Source organism: Streptomonospora wellingtoniae (assembly GCF_031845375.1).
Taxonomy (GTDB): domain Bacteria; phylum Actinomycetota; class Actinomycetes; order Streptosporangiales; family Streptosporangiaceae; genus Streptomonospora; species Streptomonospora wellingtoniae.
The window spans coordinates 14,494-34,559 of sequence record NZ_JAVREK010000016.1 but is presented as its reverse complement, the minus strand read 5'-3'; the positions used below and the strand labels follow the sequence as shown (position 1 = coordinate 34,559).

Here is a 20,066-nt window from a genome sequence, read left to right as displayed (position 1 = left end):
CCACGATAGGGGCGTTGTAGACGCGCGTCTACACTTCAATGCGCCGGGATCAGGCCGGGGCCGAGCTCCTGGGCGATGTCGGTGTCGCCGCGCTCGGTCAGGCTCTCCAGCAGGGACTGCGGCTCCGCGGCGCGGTCGTCGGAGCCGTCCTCGCTGATGCGCCGCGCGATGATCTTGAGGGCCTCCTCGGTGGCGGCGGGTGCTGTGTAGCCGATCAGGTGCAGCGCGCGGCCGGTCGGACCGTGCGAGCTCATGTCGGCGGCCGGCAGGCGGCGCGCGTCCAGCCGGTCGCCGTTGACGGTGATGAAGACCCGGTCGCCGGGCTGCGCGGAGAGGCGGCGCAGCAGCGGACGCAGCGAGTCGAACGCCGGCTGGTCGCGCCAGACCAGCACCAGCAGGTCCGCGCCGGGCGCCGTCAAGCACAGCAGGCGGCCCGGTTGCAAGCCCAGATGCGTCGCATAGCCCGGCGGCACGGTCACCGGTGCGCCGTGCAGGTGGTCGCCGGAGACGTCCACACGATGCCACCACCGGCCGTCGGGAGCGCGGAAGCAGCGGGCCGAGTCGGCCACCCGCGGCGGCTGCGGAGCGCTCGGCCGGGGATGGTCGGCGTGGTCCTGCAGCGGTACCTCGCCGCCGGGGCGCCGCCTGATCGGCAGCCCGTTGGCGGTGGTGGTCCCCTCTGCCTCGGCGTCGGGGTCGGGCGGGGTGCTTCCGTAGGCGGGGCCGGGCGGCGCGTTCTCCACCGGGATCGACGGGTCGACCATGACGTGGCCCTCGCGGATGGTCACACCCGGCGTGCTCAGCAGCCATGCGCGCACGGCCTGCTGGCGGATGCCGATCCGGGCCAGCCGGATCGCGGCGTCGGAGGTGCTGGGCGCGTCTCCCAGCATCTCGCGGGTCTGCCAGCGCATCCGGTGCGGGTCGTCGGCGACCAGCCAGCCGTTGTGCAGCCTGCGGTCGGTGAAGAGGGTGATGACGACCCGCCACAGCGGCGTGCCCAGCGCGGGGACCTCGACCGGATGGTCGGGATGGGCGGTGATGAGGTGGTCGACGGTGGCGGCCGCTCCTAGGTGGTCGGAGAGCTCGCGCATGTGCTTGGTCAGCGGACCGCCCGCCGGCGAGCCCAGCCACTGCAGCAGCCGCTCCTCGACGGTGCGCTGGGCGTTGCGGATGTCGCGCAGGTCCACGCCGAGCTGGTCGGTCAGCAACCGGATGCTGACGGGTTCCGAGGCGAACAGCCGCTCGGCGGCGACGGTGCGCTCGACGTCGGTCCAGTTGCGGAAGAAGTCCTCGAGGAGGTCCACCAGGGGGTGGCGGCCGAGCTCGGGGGCGGGGGCGGGGGCGGGTGCGGGCTCGTCGGCGCCCTGCTGCTTGACCCGGCTGAAGGCGGGGCGGCGCAGCGTGCGGTCGGGCCCCAGCAGCGAGCTGCGCACCGGCCCCGCGGAGGCCTCGGCCGCGGCGGACCCGGCGGCCTCGGTGGCGGCACCGGCGCCCGGCCTCGACCGGGTCTCCTCGTCGCGCTGGGCGCGCAGCGCGCGCAGCGTGCGGATGGCCCGGGTGGCAGGGCTCTGCGTCGTCGGCGCGTCTTCGGGCTCGGCGGGCGCCCGGGCGGGTTCGGCGCCGGTGGCGGCGGTGAGATAGGCCAGGGCGCTGTGCACGTGGTCGGGCGCCGAGTCGGGCATCCAGTTCGCCAGGGTGCGTACGGCCTCGACCATCAGCCCCGGGGAGGGCGAGGCGGCGCGGCCCTGCTCGCCGGCGAAGGGCTCGACCGCCCGCCAGGTGGCGGTGCCGACGAGGTCGAGGGGACCGCAGCTTTCGGGCAGCCCCCAGGAGCCGATGGCGGCCGGGCTGGCCGTGACCAGCCGCTCCCAGCTGCCGGCGGTGGCCAGCAGGACGCCCCGCACGGGTTCGGCGACGTCGTCGAGGTCGACCTCGGAGGCCCGCAGGCACGGCAGGAATTCGCCCAGCTGGAGGTGGCTCCACTGCTCGGCGGCCAGCCGCGCGAGGGAGTGCGACAGCCAGGTGGTTCCGGCGATGTCCAGGACGCGGGGCAGCGGCAGCGAGTTCCACCAGCCCTCGATCAGCCGGGCGTGCCACAGCACCGGCCCCACCATCGCGGGATCACTCCACCGCAGGGCGGGAACGAGGTCGGTGAGGCAGATCGGGGAGACGGCGTTCATCTGCTGAAGACCTCGACCTCCGCGCGTCCGGCCCGCTGCGGGAAGCCGGAACCGGTTCCCCGCGGGCAAATACGTTCCTGGACCACAGTACGTCCACCCGCCCGGCGCCCGGTGCCCGGCCGCCGGTGGCGCGGTCGGTGCCCGGCAGGTCGAAGCGGCGCACCCTCGGGTGATCGTACGTGCGCGTGCCGCGGTTGAATAGTGCGGCGGCGAATCGGATTCGACCAGGTGGCAGCGGGTGCGACGTCACGATTCCGGTGCTCGGTCCCGCCTGGTGGAACGCCGGTTCCGACGGGGGCAAGCAGTTATTGTGACGTAGGTCACGCGAGTCGGGCCGCTTCGGTGCGTAGGCACTCCCGGGCGTCCTCCGGCCGGTGTGGTAGCAGAGCACTCCGCCCCGCGGCGGGGGCGCGCCCCCGCCGCAGGGCGGCCGCGATCACGTTGCCAGCGCCGCGACGGTGTCGGGATAGATCGGGACGCTGGCCGGGTTGCCGGGGTTCAGCGCCAGCCCGACGCCGTCGGGCATCGCCTCGGCGAGGTCGCGCGCCGCCAGCACCGTGTAGGGCAGTTCGGCGCTGCGCAGCCCCAACTGCTCCTCGGAGGTGAACGCCGGGATGAACGGCGCGCCTTCGAGTTCCAGGGTGGGCAGCGCCACCGAGCCGTCGTCCTGGGTTCCCGAGCCCTGCGGCAGCGGGACCCACACCTGCCCCTCGCGCAGTGCGGAGATGAAGGCGCTCACGGGAGCCGGATCGGGAGACTCGGCGCCTGACTGGTCCAGCGCGTCCTGCAGCGCCTGCTCGACGTCGTTGGCCGGGAAGGCCTCAGCCTGCTCGCCGGACTCGCTGTTCTCCGGAATGGCGTCGCTGTTGCTCATGCGGGTGCAACGGCTCCTTGCGTTCGTCGCGTGCGTAACCCTCCGGCCGCCGTTCGGCCGGCTGCCGAGGCGACGCACCTGACGCCCGGAGATCGGACCTGGTGCAGGCGTGTCGGCGGTAGTCGGAGGTATGCTTGTCGGGCAGGCCCTACCCTTGCCTCTCCCTGTTGACACATCCTCGTCCGTGTCGTGTGAGAGACGCACCCCGTTGCCGAGCTCCCCGCGCGTCGCCGTGGGCCGTTGCGCCGGTGCCCGTGGCCGAGCTGCATGATTGGTTGATGTGACTGACCTGGAGATGAATCCCCCGGAGGGCGATCAGGCGCAGCCGTCCGCAGTCGTCCGCTCCTACGTGGCCATCGGCGACAGCCTGACCGAAGGCCTCGACGACCCGGCGTCCGACGGACGGTACCGCGGGTTCGCCGACCGCCTCGCCGAGCATCTGAGCGCCTCCGCACCCGGTTTCCGCTACGCCAACCTCGCTGTGCGCGGGCGCCGTATGCGCCACATCTTCGGCGAGCAGCTGGAACAGACCCTGAACTTCGGGCCGGATCTGGTCACCGTGCACGCCGGCGGCAACGACGTGCTGCGGCCCAACGCCGACCTCGACGGCCTCGCCGCCGAGTTCGAGGCCGGCATCCGGCGGCTGCGCGACGCCGGCATCCGCGTGGTGATCCTCTCCGGGCACGACACCGGCTGGATTCCTGTCCTGCGCGTCTACCGCGGCAGGATCGCGGTGTTCAGCATGCACCTGCGCGCCGTCGCCGAACGCACCGCCAGCGACATCGTCGACCTGTGGTCGATGGGGGCGCTGAACGATCCCCGCGCCTGGAGCGTGGACCGGCTGCACTTCAACGCCGAGGGTCACCGGATCGTCGCCGCCCGCATCGCCGACCTGCTCGACGCGCCGATGGGCCCGCGCGAGATCTGGGTGCGCCCGTGGGAGAGCCCGCCCGAGCGGCTCCCGCGCATCCTCCGCCGCCGCGAGAACTGGCGCTGGGCCCGCGAGCACCTGGTGCCGTGGCTGAGCCGCCGCGCCCTCGGCCGGTCCTCGGGTGACGGCCGCGCCCCCAAGCGGCCCCAGCTCACCGAGCTGTCGCCCGACCCGGAGGGGGCCGAGTCCAACGGGAGCGGTCCGACCGCGGTGGAGAGCGGCGGCGCTGAGCCCGCCTCCGGGGGAGGAGGGGCCGGCTACCGGCCCCCGAACGGGCGCGCCCGCCTGGGGCAGGCGCGCAGCCGCGAGCACCGGAGCGGACGCGGCTGACACGGGAATCCGGGCCGATCCGACCGGCCCGCGCGGCGCCGCCGGGACCGGCGGACCGCCCGAGGGGGCCCGGCCGGACCCGCCCGATCACTCGGCGTCGCCGGCCAGGCTCTGGATCAGGTCGCCGACGTGCACGATCCCCGTGCACTGGCCGAATTCGTTGACGGTGACGAGATCGTCGTAGACGCGCTCGCGCTCATGCCCGGCCGCCCGCAGCGCCGCCATGGCCCGCACATTGCGGGGCACCGTCCGCGGAGTGTCGGCCAGCCTGCTCGCCGGCCGCTTCGCGTGCAGCGCGTGGCCGTAGGGCCCCGTCACCGCGAGCAGGAACCGCGCGCGGTCGATATGCGCGACCGGGCGATCGCGGTGGTCGATCAGCACGACGCTGTTCAGCGCGGTGTCGGCGCTGAACGCGTCCAGCACCTCTTCGGCCGTGGCGTCGGTGTTCAGGGCAACCGGCGGCCGCATGAACTCGGTGACCGGAGGTCCGGAGCCGTGGCGCTCCTGGGCGGCCTCGACCGGGGCCGCCGGAACCGAGGCGACGCGCTCGCCGGGCAGCCACTCGTCGTCAGCGAACAGCGGCCCCTGAGCGAGTCGCACACCGGCCTCGCGCAGCCGGCTCACCTGCTCGTCGGAGGTGACTCCTGCGGCCATCGGGAAGACCCCGCCGCCGTGCCCGATGCGCACCAGGCCGTCGACGAGCGCGCCCATGCGCTGGTCGCCGGGCAGCCCGCCGACGATCCCGGGATCGATGCGCAGCAGGAACGGCCTGGTTTCCAGCAGCAGGTCCGGCGGCACGGCGGCGGTGCCCAGGCCGCAGCGGAACCCCTTCTCCCGCAGTCGGGCGAGCCCGTGCACCAGCGGTTCGCGGGGGACCCGGGGAAGGTCGGGACCGAGCATGAGGGTGACGTCGCGTGGTCGACGCCCGCACCGGCGCAGCGTGCCCTCGAACAGCTGGAAGACCTCGGGTGCGGCCGTCACGGCCTGCGCGGGCAGGGGTAGGACGAGGGGGAGCAGGGACTCGCGGGCGGTCGCGCTGCGCACGAGCCGGGAGAGCCGCTCGGCCGCCGAGGCGGGATCTCCGGGCCACTCGGTTCGCGACCTGCCGTCCGCCGCGCGGATGTCGGTGCCCACGGCGAGCACCGCTCCGGAGTCGAGATCGACGACGGGCCGGTAGACCGGGACCTCGCCCGAGCCGCTGTCGGCGGCCGCGCTGCGGTGGTCTCCGGGACCGGGGTGCCTATCGCTCAACGCCGGGGACTGACGGGACACACGGAAATCTTCGCGGAGACGGGAGCGGCCTGTCAGCGGCCGCGGACACGAGTTCAAGCGCCCTTCTCCGGACGGCGGCCGGACGTTCACGTTCGGCGGAGCCGGGTGTGCCCGGACAAGCGAAAGGGCGGACGGGCCCGGCCCGTCCGCCCGCGCTGCGGGGAGATCCTACGACGAGATGCCGCCGTGTGCGCCCCCATGCGGGGCGACCGGTGGCATCCCCGGCACCCCGCCGGGGGTGGTTCCTGCCGAGAGGGCGCTAGGCGCGGCGGAAGGCGACGGCGACGTTGTGGCCGCCGAAGCCGAAGGACTCGTTGAGTGCGGCGACCGCGTCGGCGGGCATGTCGCGCGACTTGTCGCGCACGATGTCCACCTGCACCTCGGGGTCGAGCTCCTCGATGTTGATCGTCGGCGGGATGCGCCCTTCGTACAGCGCCAGGACCGTGGCTATGGACTCCACCGCGCCGGCGCCGCCGAGCAGGTGGCCGGTCATGGACTTGGTCGAGGTGACCGCCACGCGGTCCGCCGCCGAGTCCCCCAGGGCGGCCCGGATGGCGACGCTTTCGCCGACGTCGCCGGCCGGAGTGGAGGTGGCGTGGGCATTGACGTGGGCGATGTCGGAGGGAGCCAGGTCGGCGTCCTCCAGCACGGCGCGGATGGCCTGGGCCTGGCCCTTGCCCTCGGGGTCGGGCAGCACGATGTCGTGGGCGTCGTTGGTGTAGCCCGCGCCGGCGGCGACGGCGTAGACCCGCGCACCGCGCGCGGCGGCGTGCTCGGCCGACTCCAGGACCACGATGCCGGCGCCCTCGCCCATGACGAAGCCGTCGCGCTGGGTGTCCCAGGGCCGCGAGGCGCCTTGCGGGTCCTCGTTGCGGGTGGACAGCGCGCGCATCGACGCGAACGAGGCCATGTTCAGCGGGTGGATGGCGGCTTCGACGCCGCCGGCGATCACCACGTCGGCGCGGCCGCTGCGGATCATGTGGATGGCGTCGGCCACGGCCTCGGCGCTGGAGGCGCACGCGCTCACCGGCGCGTGCGCGCCGGCGCGGGCCGAGTACTCCAGCGACACCGCCGCAGCGGGACCGTTGGGCATCAGCATGGGGACGGTGAACGGGGAGACGCGCTTCCAGCCGCGCTCACGGAAGATGTCGTACTGCTCCAGGATCGTCAGGATGCCGCCGATCCCGCTGGAGACCACGGCGCCCAGGCGGGTCGGGTCGACGTCGGGGGAGGCGGAGTCCTCCCAGGCCTCCTTGGCCGCGATCAGCGCCAGTTGCTGGGTGCGGTCCAGCCGCCGCAGGCGCTGCCGCGGCAGCACCTCCGAGGGCTCCGTGGCGATGCGGCCGGCGAAGTGCACCGGCAGATCCTGGACCCAGTCCTCCTGGAGCGTGTCGATACCGGACCGGCCTTCGAGAAGTGCGGACCAGGTGCTGGTGACATCACCTCCCAGCGGGGTGGTGGCGCCGAGTCCCGTGACGACGACTTCGGTGGTGTTCATCGCTCCCAATCGCCCTTCACATCGGGTGGTCGATCTCCCGGCCGGTACCCGGACGGGCTGGCAGGGGGCCCGGCCCGCCGACCGGCTTCACGGCCGGCGGGCCCGGTGCGCTACTTCTGGATGAAGTTGATGACGTCCTGGACGGTCTTGAGGTCCTTGAGCTGGTCGTCGGGAATCTCGACGCCGAACTTGTCCTGCGCGGCGACGGCGATCTCCACCATCGACAGGGAGTCGATGTCCAGGTCGTCGACGAAACTCTTCTCCGGGGTGACCTCGCTCGCCGAGACGCCTGCGATCTCGTCGATGATCTCGCCGAGGCCGTCGAGGATCTCCTGCTCGGTGTGAGCCATGTCGGGGTTCTCCTTAGTGAACTGCGTGTCGGTCGATACGTGCCGCGGCACCCGGCCCCGGAGAGGGCCGCGCCCGCGGATGTCTAGGGAATCTCCAGCACTTGGGCCGAGTAGGTCAGGCCCGCGCCGAATCCCATGGTGAGCACGAGGCTCCCCGAAGGCAGCTCGCCGCGTCCGGACATGCGCGACAGCGCAAGCGGAACCGAAGCCGACGAGGTGTTGCCCGCGGTGACGATATCGCGGGCGATGATCGCCTGGGGCGCTCCCAGCTTGCGGGCGATCGCCTCGACGATGCGCAGGTTCGCCTGGTGGGGCACGAAGGCGGTCAGCTGCTCGGGCTCGACGCCCGCGCGGCGCAGAGCCTCGGCGGCGACCGCGTTGAGCTCGGTGGTCGCCCAGCGGAAGACGGCCTGGCCCTCCTGGTAGAGGTACTTGTCGTCGCGCAGGTAGATCTTGTCGGCGCGGTCGCCCGAGCTGCCCCAGACCACCGGGCCGATGCCGGGGGTCTCTGCGGCGGTCACCACGGCGGCGCCTGCGCCGTCGGCGAAGATCACACAGGTGGAGCGGTCCTCCCAGTCGAGCCAGTCCGACAGCTTCTCCGAACCGATGACCAGCACGTTGTGCGCCGATCCGGCGCGCACGGAGTCCGCGGCCAGGCCGAGGCCGTAGCAGAAGCCGGCGCAGGCGGCGTTGACGTCGAAGGCGCCCGGCGCCTCGATGCCCAGGCGCGCCGAGACGCGTGCGGCCGCGTTGGGGATCTGGTCGACCAGAGTGCAGGTGGCGACGATGACCAGATCGATGTCGGCCGGCGCGAGGCCGCTCGCCGCCAGCGCCTTGCCGCCGGCGGCCGCGCCCATCGACACGACGCTGTCGTCGGGGCCGGCGATGCGCCGCTCCTTGATGCCGACGCGGCTCTGGATCCACTCGTCGCTGGTCTCGACCCGCTCGGCGAGGTCGTCGTTGGTGACGACGTTCGCCGGCTGGTACTCGCCCAGCGCGATGACGCGCGCTCCCGCCGCCGCGGGGAGAAGGTTCATCAGGGGCGGCCTTCCTGTCGGGTTGCGGTGCCCTGGCTGTGTTCGCGGACGATCTCGCGGGCGCGGTCGAGGTCGCCGGGGGTCTTGACGGCCAGCCGCTCGACGCCGGGCAGTCCGCGCTTGGCCAGGCCGGTCAGCGTGCCGGCGGGAGGAAGCTCGACGAGGGCGGTGACGCCCAGTCCGGCCAGCGTCTCGGTGCAGGAGTCCCAGCGCACCGGCGCGCTGATCTGCTGGACGAGGCGTTCGAGGTAGTCGCCGCCTGTGGCGACCACCGCGCCGTCGCGGTTGGACAGCAGCCGGGTGCGGGGATCGGCGGGCTCGACGGACTTGGCCAGCCGCTCCACGCGCTCCACGGCCGGGGTCATGTGGTGGGTGTGGAAGGCGCCGGCCACCGAGAGCGACCGCAGCCGGGCCCGCGGCGGAGGGTCCTCCGCCAGCGCGGCGAGCTGCTCGGTGGTCCCGGCCGCAACGATCTGCCCGGAGCCGTTGTCGTTGGCGGGCGTGAGCCCGTGGGACTCCAGCGCGGCCAGCACCTCGTCGCGGTCGCCGCCGAGCACCGCGGTCATGCCGGTCTCGGTCTGAGCGGCGGCCTCGGCCATGCCCCGCCCGCGCTCGGCCACCAGGGTCAGCGCGTCCTCGGGGCGCAGTACGCCGGCGAGTCCCGCGGCGGTCAGCTCGCCGACGCTGTGGCCGGCGACGGCGTCGATGGAGTCGGGGGCGGAGTCGAGGTCGCCGAAGAGCGCGGTGGCGGCGGCGAAGCCCGCGCCGACCAGCAGCGGCTGGGCCACCGCGGTGTCGCGGATCTCCTCGGCGTCGGCGGTGGTCCCGTAGCGCTTCAGGTCCAGGCCGACGGCCTCGGACCATCGTTCGACGAGTTCGGCCGTTCCGGGCAGTTCGAGCCAGGGGGCGAGGAATCCGGGCACCTGGGCGCCCTGGCCGGGAGCAACGATGACAAGCACGTCACCAACACTGCCCTGTAGGACCCCTCCGAACGGATGCGGACCGAGACGAAAAAACAGGGTCCGGGTTTGTCGCCGATCTACAACTTCGCATCCGGGGGAACGCGAAAAGCGGTACTGGTCACACTGACGGCCGCGTTCTCCCGCCGCAAGAGGGCTCGCGGCACCGGCCCGCGGCCGCCGTGTCGTGCGCGCACCCGCGTCGATGCCACTCTAGAAGCGTGAGCACCGATTCCACCGATCGAGCGGACGAACAGGCGCCGGGCGGCGACGACGCCGTCCGCGCGGCCACCGTCCAGCAGCTGGAGCGCGCGATGGGCACGCTGGGCACCGCAGCGGTCGCGCGCATGGAGAGCCGGCTGTCCTGGTTCCGGCGGATGTCGGCCGAGGACCGCTCGTGGGTCGGGCTGGTCGCCCAGTCGGGTGTGGCCGCCTTCGTCGAGTGGTTCAAGAACCCGGCGCGCGGAAAGCCCGCGATCACCGTCGAGGTGTTCGGCACCGCGCCCCGCGAGCTGACGCGCTCGGTCACCCTCCAGCAGACCGTCGACATGATCCGCGTCGTGATCGACGTGGTGGAGAACCAGGTCGACGAGCTCGCGGCGCCCGGGGGAGAGCAGCAGCTGCGCGAGGCGGTGCTGCACTACACGCGCGAGGTGGCCTTCAGCTCCGCCAAGGTCTATGCCCGCGCCGCCGAGGCGCGCGGAGCCTGGGACGCCCGGCTCGAGGCGCTGGTGGTGGACGCGCTGCTGCACGGCGACCGCGAGGAGGGCCTCGAAACCTGGGGCGCGGCCCTGGGCTGGTCGCGCACGCCGGTACTGGCGCTGGCGGGAAGCCTGGGCGAAGCCGACTCCGAGAGCACACTGGAGGATCTGCGGTCGGCGGCCCGTCGGGCCGGGCACGACGTGCTGGCGGGCGTGCAGGGCGAACGCGTCATCGCCGTCATCGGTCTCAGCGAGAAGCTCGTCGGCGACTCGGCGGCGCTCGCCGCGGCCGAGCCGCTGGCAGGGCTGTTCGGGCCCGGGCCCGTGGTGGTCGGGCCGGCGGTGGGCGACCTGCGTGTGGCCAACCGCTCGGTGCGCGCGGCGGTCAACGGGCTGCGCGCAGCCGTGGCCTGGCCGGACGCCCCCCGGCCGGTGCGCGCCGAGGACCTGCTGCCCGAGCGCGCCCTGGAGGGCGACACCGCCGCGCGGCGGCAGCTGGTGGAGGAGGTCTACCGGCCGCTGCGCAACGCGGGCTCGCCGCTGCTGGACACGCTGTCGGTCTACCTGGAGCACGCCTCGTCGCTGGAGTCGACGGCGCGGATGCTGTTCGTGCACCCCAACACGGTGCGCTACCGGCTGAGCCGCATCGCCGAACTTACCGGCCACGTACCCGCCGACGGGCGGGGCTCGTTCGTGCTGCGCATCGCCATCACCCTGGGCCGCATCTCCGAACGGGAGCCCTAGCTAGCTGTTAGCGGGGCGGTGCACTCGCGCCCGGTTCGGTCGGACGGGCGTTTCGGGCGGCTGTGAGCGGCTGATTCCGCATCGTTTCGGATATCTGAGATTGATCCACCGCATCTCGGGCAAGAATCGGGACGATCGTCGATACACAGGGATTCGTCCCGACCGACCTCGTCATCGCCGTCGAAACGCCATCAGCCACCGGACGGACGCAGGCCCGCGAGGGGTGCTCCCCGCGGTCCTCCCCCCGCGTCCTGAACGGGGGAGTTCCCGCAGTATCCGGGAACTCGGCCCCCGAAAAGCGGATAGTGTAACCGGTGGGTGGTTGGCGATGGTCCGTCCAGGGTCGAGGCGGCCTGCCCCGGCTTCGGGGCGGGGATGACGGGTTGCGGCCGGGAGACCGTTACACGCGGCGTCTCGGACCGGAACGACAGCGGGTAGCGCCACACGGGTCGTGACGCGCGGTGTCTCCGCAACCGGGGCTGCGGGTGACGGCCGGGGTCCCACTCGCACAGCGCAGCACGAGTTTGGGGGTGGCACAGCGGTGATCATCGGTCGCGTCGGGAACAAGCTGAGCAAGGTGGCGGCGGCGCTGAGACGTCCGACCGAGTCAGGCCAGATGCTGCGCCAGGTGCTGTTCTTCATCCCCGCTCCCCTGCCCGTCATCGGCATCGTCGCGCTCCTGGTGGGCGGCGGCCTGTCGTCTCCCGGCTGGACCATCCTGCTCGCCGGCTCCGTCGGTGTGGCGTCCCTGCTGCTGGCTCTGATGGTCCAGCCCACCCCGCTGCCCGAAGGGCTCTCGGCCGAGGCGTCGGTGCGCCGGTCGATGCACCGCTTCCGGCAGATCACGAACCTGCGCATCGCTCTGGCGCTCACCCCGGTGGCGGTGGGCGCGGCAGCCGCCGTCGTGGGCGGCGGCCTCTTCCCGCTGTTCGTCGCGCTTGCGCTGGCGTGGCCGCAGCTGCTGCTGGCGTCGCCGACCTTCTTCACCATCACCCGCGCGCGCCGCGCCATGGAGGCCTGGGGCACCCGGGCCTACCTGTGGGCCGCTCTGGCGCAGCCCGCCCCGGTCGAATGGCCGCTCGCCACGCCGCTGGCCGCGCGGTACCGCGAACGGCGGCGGCAGCGCGAGGGCGGCCGGACACCGACGGGCGCGGAGACCGGGACCGTCGAGACCGCGGCCGAGACCGAGTACGAGGAGCACGACGCGCCCTCCGCGGGCGACGACCCCGAGCAGTCGGAGGCGGTCGGCGAGCAGCGGCCCGCCGGGTCGGGCGGCATCGTTCCCGGCTTCCCCGGCTCCGGAGCCGCGACCGGACCGAGGCCCGTGCCGCGCCAGCCGCGGCCCCCGCGACGCAAGAGCCAGCCCCAGCGCCCGGGCGGCAGCCGCCCCAAGGCCAAGAACTGAAGGTTCAGCCCCCTCGCTGAGACTTCGCGCAGACCGACATACCCGGCGCGGGGCGCTTTCGCGTGCCGGCGGGCACGTCGGCGTCCTCATGCGCCGAGCCGCGCGCGGATACCGCCCTGCGGCCGGGGCGGCGCTCAGGCGCGCGGCGGGACGGTGAAGGCGCGCACCAGCTGGTTCTCGGCGATGTCGAAGTAGCCCGCGAGCTCCTCGGCGGCGGTGTCGAAGGAGCCGGCGGCCAGCAGCTCGTAGATCGCGCGGTTGCGGTCCAGGTAAGGCGCGTAGAAGTCGCGCGGCGCCGCCATCACGTGAAAGGCCAGGCGCAGCTCGGCGAGCAGCTGGCGCATCGTCTCGTCCACGCGCGGACTGCCCAGCAGGCCGCCGATCGCGCGGTGGTAGGCCATGTTCGCGGTGCCGATGCCCTCCCAGTCGCCGCAGGCGCGTGCCGCCTCGCCCTGCTCGACCGCGGCGCCGACGGTGCCGACCGCCTCGGCGGGCGCCTGCGGGCCCGAGCGGACGGCCGCCAGCTCCAGCGCCCGGCGCATCCGGAACATGTCGACCACGTCCTCGGCCCCCGGCTTGGCGACGAACACGCCGCGGTTGAACTCGTGGACGAGCAGCCGTTCGTGGCCCAGCAGCCGGAACGCCTCGCGCAGGGTATTGCGCGAGACCCGGAACTTGCGGCCCAGGCGCTCCTCCGACAGCCGCGCGCCCGGCGCCAGCGCGCCGTTGATGATGTGGCCGCGCAGCAGGTCTGCTACGCGCTCGGCGGTGCTGGAGCGCTCCAGGTCCTCCCCGGCGTCGGGAAGATCGTCGATCCAGTCGCCGGTGGCGGTCACGCGCGCTCCCTCTCCTACTGCGTCGGGTCCCGGGTTCATTGTCCCCGATGGGCGCGAGCGCCCGCACACCCGTCCGCGTGCCCGTCGGCGCGAGCGGAGGGCGGAAGCGGGGCAGGCGGACGTTACATGCGGTGACGCGGCCGGAAACCTGGCAGAAATTGGAGTATTGAAGTATTGTTCAACAATCCTTGTGAGGGGCGTCTCACGTCGCGGTGAGCGCCTCACCGCTTCGGCATCCACCCCCCAGGAGGGACCGCATGAGTGAAACCCCCGAGGTGGCCCCCAAGCCGCCGCGCACCCGGCGCGTACTGCTGAACAGCGGTCTGCTCGGCGCGATGTTCCTGATGGCCACCAGCGCCATCGGACCCGGCTTCATCACCCAGACCACCGAGTTCACCGCCCGCCTGGGCGCGGCGTTCGCGTTCGCGATCCTGGTCTCGGTGCTGGTCGACATCGCCGTCCAGCTCAACATCTGGCGCGTCATCGGCGTGGCCGAGATGCGCGCCCAGGACCTGGCCAACAAGGTACTGCCGGGCGCCGGCTACGTGCTGGCCGCGCTCGTCGTATTCGGCGGCATCGTCTTCAACGTCGGCAACATCGCCGGAACCGCGTTGGGCCTGGACGCCCTGGCCGGCGTCGACATGAAGCTCGGCGGTGCGCTCTCGGCCGCTGTCGCCGTCGCGCTGTTCGTGCTGCGTGGCGCGGGCGTGGCCCTGGACCGCATCCTGGTGGCCCTGGGCGTGCTGATGATCGGCCTGACGCTCTACGTCACCTTCGTGTCGCGTCCGCCGGTCGGCGACGCGCTGCGCCACGCAGTGCTTCCCGGCGAGGTCACCGGCGACCTGTTCCTGGCCACCGTCACCATCATCGGCGGCACCGTCGGCGGCTACATCACCTACGCGGGGGCCCACCGCCTGGTCGACAACGGCCTGGGCGGAATCCGCAACGTCGGGGCAGTCACCCAGACCTCGGTCGTGGGCATCGTCGTCACCGGCGTAATGCGGGTGCTGCTGTTCCTCGCGGTGCTGGGTGTGGTCACCGGCGGCGCGGCCATCCTCGACTCGCCCAACGCGCCGGCCGCCGCGTTCGCCGCCGCCGCGGGCGAGACCGGCCGCCGCCTGTTCGGACTGATCATGTGGGCCGCGGCGATCAGCTCCGTCATCGGCGCCTCCTACACCTCCGTCTCGTTCATCTCGACGTTCTCGGCGGGGATGGCCCGCAACCGCAACTGGCTCGTCGCCGGGTTCATCGCGCTGTGCACCGTGCTGTACCTGGGGCTGGGGCAGGCGCCGGCGACCCTGCTCATCCTGGCCGGCTCTCTCAACGGGCTGATCCTGCCCGTGGGACTGGGCATCATGCTCTGGGTGGCTGCGCGCCGGCGGGCGGACCTGCTGCACGGCTACCGCTACCCGGTGTGGCTGCTGGGCCTCGGCGTCCTGGCCTGGTTGGTGACCGTCTACATCGCGGCCAACGCGCTGGGCGGCATCGCCGACCTGTGGCAGTAGCGGCGCCGGGCGCACCGCGGCCGCCGCACGGGAATCGAGAGGAACGGGGACCATACGATGCGCATCGACCTCAACTCGGATCTGGGCGAGAGCTTCGGCAACTGGCGGCTGGGCGACGACAGCGCGCTGCTGTCCGTCGTCACCAGCGCCAACGTGGCGTGCGGGTTCCATGCCGGAGATCCCACGGTGCTGCGCGATGCGTGCACCGGCGCCGTCGAGCGGGGGGTGGCCATCGGCGCCCAGGTCGGCTACCGCGACCTCGCAGGGTTCGGCCGCCGGTTCATCGACATGCCCTCGGCCGAGCTGACGAACGACGTCCTTTACCAGATCGGCGCGCTGGAGGCGATGGCGCACGCGGCCGGCGGGCGCGTCCGCTACGTCAAGCCGCACGGTGCGCTCTACAACGCCATCGTGCACCACGAGGACCAGGCGGCGGCGGTCGCCGAGGCCGTCGCGCTCTACGACCCCGGCCTGCCGGTGCTCGGCCTGCCGGGGTCGGTGTGGCTACACCGCGCCGGGCAGGCCGGGCTGCGCACGGTCCGCGAGGCCTTCGCCGATCGCGCCTACACCCCCGAGGGCACCCTCGTCTCCCGCCGCGAGCCGGGCGCCGTCCTGCACGACGCCGAGGAGATCGCCCGGCGCTGCCTGGACATGGTGCGCGGCGAGCCCGTCGCGGCGGTCGACGGGACGCCGGTGCGCATCCAGGCCGAGTCGCTGTGCGTGCACGGTGACAGTCCCGGCGCCGTCGGGATCGCCCGCGCGGTGGCCGAACGGCTGCGCGGAGCGGGCGTCGAGCTCGCGCCCTTCACCGGGGCCGCCGCGCCCGCTGGAGACGGGTGATGAGGGCCGGTGCCGGTCGGCCGTCCCGTCCCGCCCGGCGGGGCGCGGCGGGAGGGGCGCGCACCGTTGCGCGGGCCTCCGGCGGGGGTGCCGCATGCGCGTGCTGAGGTGCGCCGACTCCGGAGTGCTGGTGGAGGTCGCCGACCTCGACGAGGCGCTGGCGCTGCAGGCGGCCCTCATCGAGGATCCGCCCCGCGGCGTCGCCGACGTCGTCCCCGCCGCCCGCACGGTGCTGCTGCGGATGAATCCCGACGGCGGCGACGTGGCGGCGGTGGCGGAGGCGGTGGGCCGGCTGCGCCCGCGGCGCGGTGAGCGGGCGTCGGCAGGCGAGCTGGAGGTGCCCGTCCAGTACGACGGCGAGGACCTCGCCGACATCGCCGCGTTGACCGGGCTGAGCGAGCGCGGCGTGGTCGACGTCCACACCGGCGCGGAGTGGACCGTCGCCTTCTGCGGTTTCGCGCCGGGGTTCGGCTATCTGGTGTGCGGCGACACGCGGCTGCACGTGCCGCGCCGCAGCGAGGCGCGGGCCCGCGTGCCTGCCGGGGCCGTCGCGCTGGCGGGGGAGTTCACCGGCGTCTACCCGCGCGTATCGCCGGGCGGCTGGCAGCTGCTGGGCCGCACCGACGTCGCGACCTGGGACCTGGATCGCGACCCGCCGGCGCTGCTGCGCCCCGGTGTGCGGGTGCGGTTCACCGAGGAGCCGCCTCCGGCGCGCCGGCGGGGCGCCGATTCGGCCGCCGCGGCGGGCCGGACGGCCGCGCGCAACGGGGCGCAAGGCGGTCAGCACAGCCGTGGGCGGAGTGGAAGGAGCGGCCGCACCGATGCCGGCAGTTGAGGTCGTGCGCACGGGCGTCCTGAGCACCGTGCAGGACAGCGGGCGCCGAGGGCACGCGGCGCTGGGCGTGGGCGGCTCAGGGGCCGCCGACCGGGCCTCCTATGCGCTGGCCAACCGGCTGCTGGCCAACCCCGAGGGGGCCGCGGCGCTCGAAGCGACCATGGGCGGCCTGGTCCTGCGGGCGCGCGGCGCGGTGACCGCGGCCGTCACCGGTGCGCCCTGCCCGGTCGCGGTCGACGGCCGCGGCGCTGCCACCGGCACCGTCCTGCACCTGCCCGACGGCGCCGAACTGCGCCTGGGACCCCCGCCGAGCGGGCTGCGCAGCTACGTCGCGGTGCGCGGCGGTCTCGACGTGGCGCCCGTCCTGGGCTCGCGCAGCACCGACACGTTGGCGGGCCTCGGTCCGCCGCCGCCCCAAGAGGGCACGGTGCTGCCGGTCGGCCCGGCGCCGCGCGGCCTGCCGACGGTCGACTGGGTGCCGGTCCCCCCGTTCCCGGAGCGGGAGCTGAGCCTGCGGGTCGTGCCGGGCCCGCGCGACGACTGGTTCGGCGACGGCGTGCTGGAAGTCCTGCTGTCCTCGGCCTACGAGGTCACCTCCCGCAGCGACCGGATCGGCGCGCGCCTGTGGGGCCCGGCCCTGTCCCGGCTCGGCGGCGGTGAGCTGCCCAGCGAGGGGATGGTCCCCGGGTCGCTGCAGGTGCCCCCGGAAGGGCGGCCCGTGCTGTTCTTGGCCGACCACCCCGTCACGGGCGGCTATCCCGTCATCGCGGTCGTGGTCGCCGCCGACGTCTCGCGCGCGGCCCAGGCCCGTCCCGGCGCCAGGCTGAGGTTCCACCTGTGAGCGCGTCGCCGCCCGGGTGGTCCGCCCGCCCGGAGGCGTGCGCCCGCGTCCGAGCGGAAAACGGAGGTCCTGACATGTCCGACACCGCAGCCGGCCCCGACGGCCCTCGCGCGGCCCCCGCCGTTCCGGCCCGCTTGGCGCCCGCGGAGGCCCGCGAGCGCTTCCGCGCCGGCCTCCGCATGCCGACAGCGGGCTTCTGCGCCGGCTACGCACAGGCCAACCTGATCGCCCTGCCGCGGGACCTCGCCTTCGACTTCCTGCTGTTCGCCCAGCGCAACCCGAAGCCGTGTCCGGTGCTGGACGTCACCGGGCCCGGGGAGGTGTCGGCGCCGGTCTTCGCCGGCGACCTGCGCAGCGACCTTCCGGCCTACCGGGTCTACGAGCACGGCCGGCTGGTCGCCGAGACGGCCGACGCGACCGCCTACTGGCGCCCGGACCTCGTCGCGTTCCTGATCGGGTGCAGCTTCACGTTCGAGTCGCCGATGCAGGAGGCGGGCATCCCCCTGCGCCACATCGACACCGGACGCAACGTCGCGATGTACACCACCGACCGCCCGTGCCGTCCCGCCGGGCGGCTGTCGGGGCCGCTGGTGGTGTCGATGCGGCCCGTTCCGGCCGAGCGGGTCGCCGACGCCGTGCGCATCACCGCGCGCTACCCGTCGGTGCACGGCGCACCGGTGCACGTGGGCGACCCCGCGGGACTGGGCATCGCCGACCTGGGCACGCCCGACTTCGGCGATCCCGTGGAGGTCCGCCCCGGCGAGGTTCCGGTGTTCTGGGCGTGCGGAGTGACGCCGCAGGCGGCGGTGGCGGCGTCGGCGCCGGAGTTCGCCCTCGCCCACGCGCCCGGGCACATGGCGATCACCGACGCCCGCGACCACGACTATCAGGTCCCCTGACGGGCCCGGGGTGCCGGCCGCGGCGGGCCGGGCGTCAGGGCGTGAGCACGTGGCGGGCCAGCTCGCGAACGTCGGTGCGCGGGGACTCGTTGGGGGTGAGCCGCTTGACGGTGCGCTTGTCCGCCGGCGAGTGCGACCACACCACCTCGGCGCTGCGGCCGTCCAGTACCAGCGCGCCCAGTGCGTTGTCGTACCAGGGGCCACCCTCGATGCTCCAGCGCAGCGGGGACCGGGGCACGCGCGCGGAGCGCGCCATCAGCGAGCCGAGCGCGGCGATGACCCCGCGGCCGCTCAGCCAGGTCAGCGTGCGCAGCGCCGCCGGCATCCGGTTGCACGTGGGCGAGCACACGAGCTGGGCGATGCGGGTGCCGCCCTCGCCGGAAGCGCCCGCGGCCCGGGCGCGTGCCAGGTAGGAGAAGTGCACGTCGCCGCCGAGGAAGAGCACGCCGGCGGGCGGCGCGCCGCGTTCGCCCGCGGCGACCCGCAGCACGGTGTCGGCGATCGAGCGGAACGAGGACTGGAAGGCCGCCCAGTGCTCCAGGTCGATCTCCTGGCGAACCTTCTCTGCGGGACCGCGCATGGCCCTTCCCCACGCTCCGGCGCACACGGCCTCGTTCCAGGATTCGAGGTGGTGGACGCCCGACGGCAGCAGGAACGGCAGCGTGCTGGCGACGACGAGGTGGTCGACGTCGCCGGTGAGCTGCTCGTCCAGCCAAGCGGCGCCGACGGGGTCGAGGATGCTGCGCCGGGTGTCGTCGTCGACGACGCGGCCGCACCGGGTGTCGACCATCAGCAGGCGGTCGCGGCCGATGTCGAAGCGGAAGCTCCACCGGTAGCTGTCGGCCTCCCGGTGGGAGCGCCAGGCGAAGGCGTCGACGACGGCCGAGGCGTCGGCGCCCGCGGCGGCGGTCCGCTGCGGCGGACCGGGTGCGCCGGGAGGAACGGGGGTTTCGGGTGCCTCGGAGGCGGCCGGGACGTCCCCGGCGGTGGGGGAGGGGGCGGTGGCCGTTCCCTCGCCGCCGCCGTGCGCCGGCGCACCGGTGGGACCGCGCCCGGCGTCCGCCGCGGCGGAGACCTGCATGACCTCGGCGAAACGCGGATCGGCCGCGCGCTCGTCCGGCGCGAGGTTGCCCAGGTGCTGGTAGATCCAGTAGGCGCCCAGCCCTGCGGTGATACGCGGCCGCCACCACGGGTTCTGCTCCATCTGCCGCCGCCACGTGCCCGACGTGTTCCAGTCGTCGCGGATGTCGTGGTCGTCGAACAGCATCAGCGTGGGAACCGTCGACAGCAGCCACCGGATGTCGGGGTCAGACCAGGACTGGCGGTACAGCTCGGCGTACTCGTCGAAGGAGACCACTTCGTCGGGCGGCAGGGAGCCCGCTGGTCCCTGCCCCTGCGCGCGGGCGTGCGCCCGGCGGCGCGCGAGGTAGTCGGTCATGCCCGGCTGGAGTTCGTCGGCGTAGACCTGGTCGCCGATGAGGAGCAGCAGCGAAGGCTCGGGCTCGCGCCCGCCGACTGAGGGCGCTCCGGCGGCCCCGGCGCCGAACCCGCTCGGCGTGGAGCCGTCCGCCCCGGAAGCGCCGCTGCGCGCGGCCGCCAGGCGCAGCGCGTAGGCGCGCAGCATGTCCACGCCATAGCGCAGGACGCTCCCGCGCGAGTGGTCGGTGGGGGTGTGGCAGGAGCCGAAGAGCACGCGCGCGGGCGCGGCGGTGTCGAGTGTGTGCACCACGCTCGGCGGGCGGCCGGCGCCCTGCTGCGGCCAGGCGGTCTCGCCGTTCAGCCGCACCTCGTAGGGCAGCGCCGCGCCGGGCGGCAGCTCGCGCAGGTCGCAGAGCGCGTAGTGGTGTCCGTGCACGGTGAACGTGGGGGAGCGGGCCGTGTGCTCGCCGGCTGTGACGGCGACCTCGCACGGCGCCTCCGTCTCCACCCAGATGGTCGCCGTCGTTTCCGTCACGTGCCGCAGCAGCGGGCCGAGGCGCAGGCCGTTGCCCACACGCCCCCCTTCCCTGGAGGTCGGTCGGCGGTATCC

16 protein-coding genes and 1 pseudogene are annotated in these 20,066 nt (G+C 74.0%); 8 read left to right on the top strand and 9 right to left on the bottom strand.

Annotation, left to right across the window (positions count from 1 at the left end; genetic code table 11):
* Positions 1-35: 35 nt before the first annotated feature.
* Both RM446_RS15500 and RM446_RS15495 read right to left on the bottom strand, forming a co-directional pair.
* Complete coding sequence (locus RM446_RS15500) at positions 36-2,180, bottom strand: hypothetical protein (RefSeq protein ID WP_311546013.1); 2,145 nt, start codon at positions 2,178-2,180, stop codon at positions 36-38.
* Between the two features lie 436 nt (positions 2,181-2,616).
* The gene (locus RM446_RS15495; RefSeq protein WP_311546012.1) at positions 2,617-3,054 is read right to left on the bottom strand and encodes an SseB family protein; all 438 of its coding nucleotides are present in this window, start codon (positions 3,052-3,054) and stop codon (positions 2,617-2,619) included.
* A 280-nt stretch (positions 3,055-3,334) separates the two neighbouring features.
* On the opposite strand from RM446_RS15495, the gene RM446_RS15490 reads away from it, so the two are divergent.
* On the top strand, positions 3,335-4,315 hold the full coding sequence (locus tag RM446_RS15490; RefSeq protein WP_311546011.1) for an SGNH/GDSL hydrolase family protein: 981 nt from the start codon (positions 3,335-3,337) through the stop codon (positions 4,313-4,315).
* A gap of 87 nt (positions 4,316-4,402) precedes the next feature.
* Here RM446_RS15490 and RM446_RS15485 read toward each other — a convergent pair whose 3' ends face one another.
* From RM446_RS15485 to RM446_RS15465, 5 genes are all read right to left on the bottom strand, one after another.
* Positions 4,403-5,587 carry an EAL domain-containing protein gene (locus RM446_RS15485; RefSeq protein WP_311546010.1) on the bottom strand — a complete coding sequence of 395 codons (1,185 nt, stop codon included), beginning with the start codon at positions 5,585-5,587 and terminating at the stop codon, positions 4,403-4,405.
* A gap of 259 nt (positions 5,588-5,846) precedes the next feature.
* Entirely contained in the window at positions 5,847-7,085 is a 1,239-nt protein-coding gene (gene fabF, locus RM446_RS15480; protein ID WP_311546009.1) for a beta-ketoacyl-ACP synthase II, read from the bottom strand.
* 110 nt (positions 7,086-7,195) lie between these two features.
* Positions 7,196-7,435: an acyl carrier protein gene (locus RM446_RS15475; RefSeq protein ID WP_311546008.1), complete on the bottom strand. Its 240-nt coding sequence runs from the start codon at positions 7,433-7,435 to the stop codon at positions 7,196-7,198.
* A gap of 83 nt (positions 7,436-7,518) precedes the next feature.
* The gene (locus RM446_RS15470; protein WP_311546007.1) at positions 7,519-8,472 is read right to left on the bottom strand and encodes a beta-ketoacyl-ACP synthase III; all 954 of its coding nucleotides are present in this window, start codon (positions 8,470-8,472) and stop codon (positions 7,519-7,521) included.
* Positions 8,472-9,431: an ACP S-malonyltransferase gene (locus RM446_RS15465; RefSeq protein ID WP_311546006.1), complete on the bottom strand. Its 960-nt coding sequence runs from the start codon at positions 9,429-9,431 to the stop codon at positions 8,472-8,474. The genes RM446_RS15470 and RM446_RS15465 overlap by 1 nt, the downstream gene beginning before the upstream one ends.
* A 221-nt stretch (positions 9,432-9,652) precedes the next feature.
* On the opposite strand from RM446_RS15465, the gene RM446_RS15460 reads away from it, so the two are divergent.
* Positions 9,653-10,876 (top strand): PucR family transcriptional regulator, encoded by a 1,224-nt coding sequence (locus RM446_RS15460; RefSeq protein ID WP_311546005.1) that lies wholly within the window; start codon positions 9,653-9,655, stop codon positions 10,874-10,876.
* Between the two features lie 541 nt (positions 10,877-11,417).
* Complete coding sequence (locus RM446_RS15455; protein ID WP_398695259.1) at positions 11,418-12,281, top strand: hypothetical protein; 864 nt, start codon at positions 11,418-11,420, stop codon at positions 12,279-12,281.
* Between the two features lie 134 nt (positions 12,282-12,415).
* Here the strand turns inward: RM446_RS15455 and RM446_RS15450 are convergent, their stop codons facing one another.
* Positions 12,416-13,117, bottom strand: coding sequence for a GntR family transcriptional regulator (locus RM446_RS15450; protein WP_311546004.1), 702 nt, complete (start codon positions 13,115-13,117; stop codon positions 12,416-12,418).
* A 257-nt stretch (positions 13,118-13,374) separates the two neighbouring features.
* Between RM446_RS15450 and RM446_RS15445 the strand changes: the two genes are divergently transcribed.
* From RM446_RS15445 to RM446_RS15425, 5 genes and pseudogenes are all read left to right on the top strand, one after another.
* Positions 13,375-14,622, top strand: a complete 1,248-nt coding sequence (locus RM446_RS15445) for an NRAMP family divalent metal transporter (protein WP_311546003.1) — start codon at positions 13,375-13,377, stop codon at positions 14,620-14,622.
* A gap of 57 nt (positions 14,623-14,679) precedes the next feature.
* Positions 14,680-15,462: a LamB/YcsF family protein gene (locus RM446_RS15440; RefSeq protein WP_311546002.1), complete on the top strand. Its 783-nt coding sequence runs from the start codon at positions 14,680-14,682 to the stop codon at positions 15,460-15,462.
* Between the two features lie 94 nt (positions 15,463-15,556).
* Positions 15,557-16,159: pseudogene (locus tag RM446_RS15435) on the top strand (5-oxoprolinase subunit B family protein); the annotation flags it as partial.
* A 124-nt stretch (positions 16,160-16,283) separates the two neighbouring features.
* Positions 16,284-17,138 carry a 5-oxoprolinase subunit C family protein gene (locus tag RM446_RS15430; protein ID WP_311546001.1) on the top strand — a complete coding sequence of 285 codons (855 nt, stop codon included), beginning with the start codon at positions 16,284-16,286 and terminating at the stop codon, positions 17,136-17,138.
* 74 nt (positions 17,139-17,212) lie between these two features.
* Positions 17,213-18,037 carry a putative hydro-lyase gene (locus RM446_RS15425; protein ID WP_311546000.1) on the top strand — a complete coding sequence of 275 codons (825 nt, stop codon included), beginning with the start codon at positions 17,213-17,215 and terminating at the stop codon, positions 18,035-18,037.
* A 34-nt stretch (positions 18,038-18,071) separates the two neighbouring features.
* On the opposite strand, the gene RM446_RS15420 is transcribed toward RM446_RS15425, so the two are convergent.
* Positions 18,072-20,030 (bottom strand): DUF7800 domain-containing protein, encoded by a 1,959-nt coding sequence (locus RM446_RS15420; RefSeq protein WP_311545999.1) that lies wholly within the window; start codon positions 20,028-20,030, stop codon positions 18,072-18,074.
* Between the last annotated feature and the right edge of the window lie 36 nt (positions 20,031-20,066).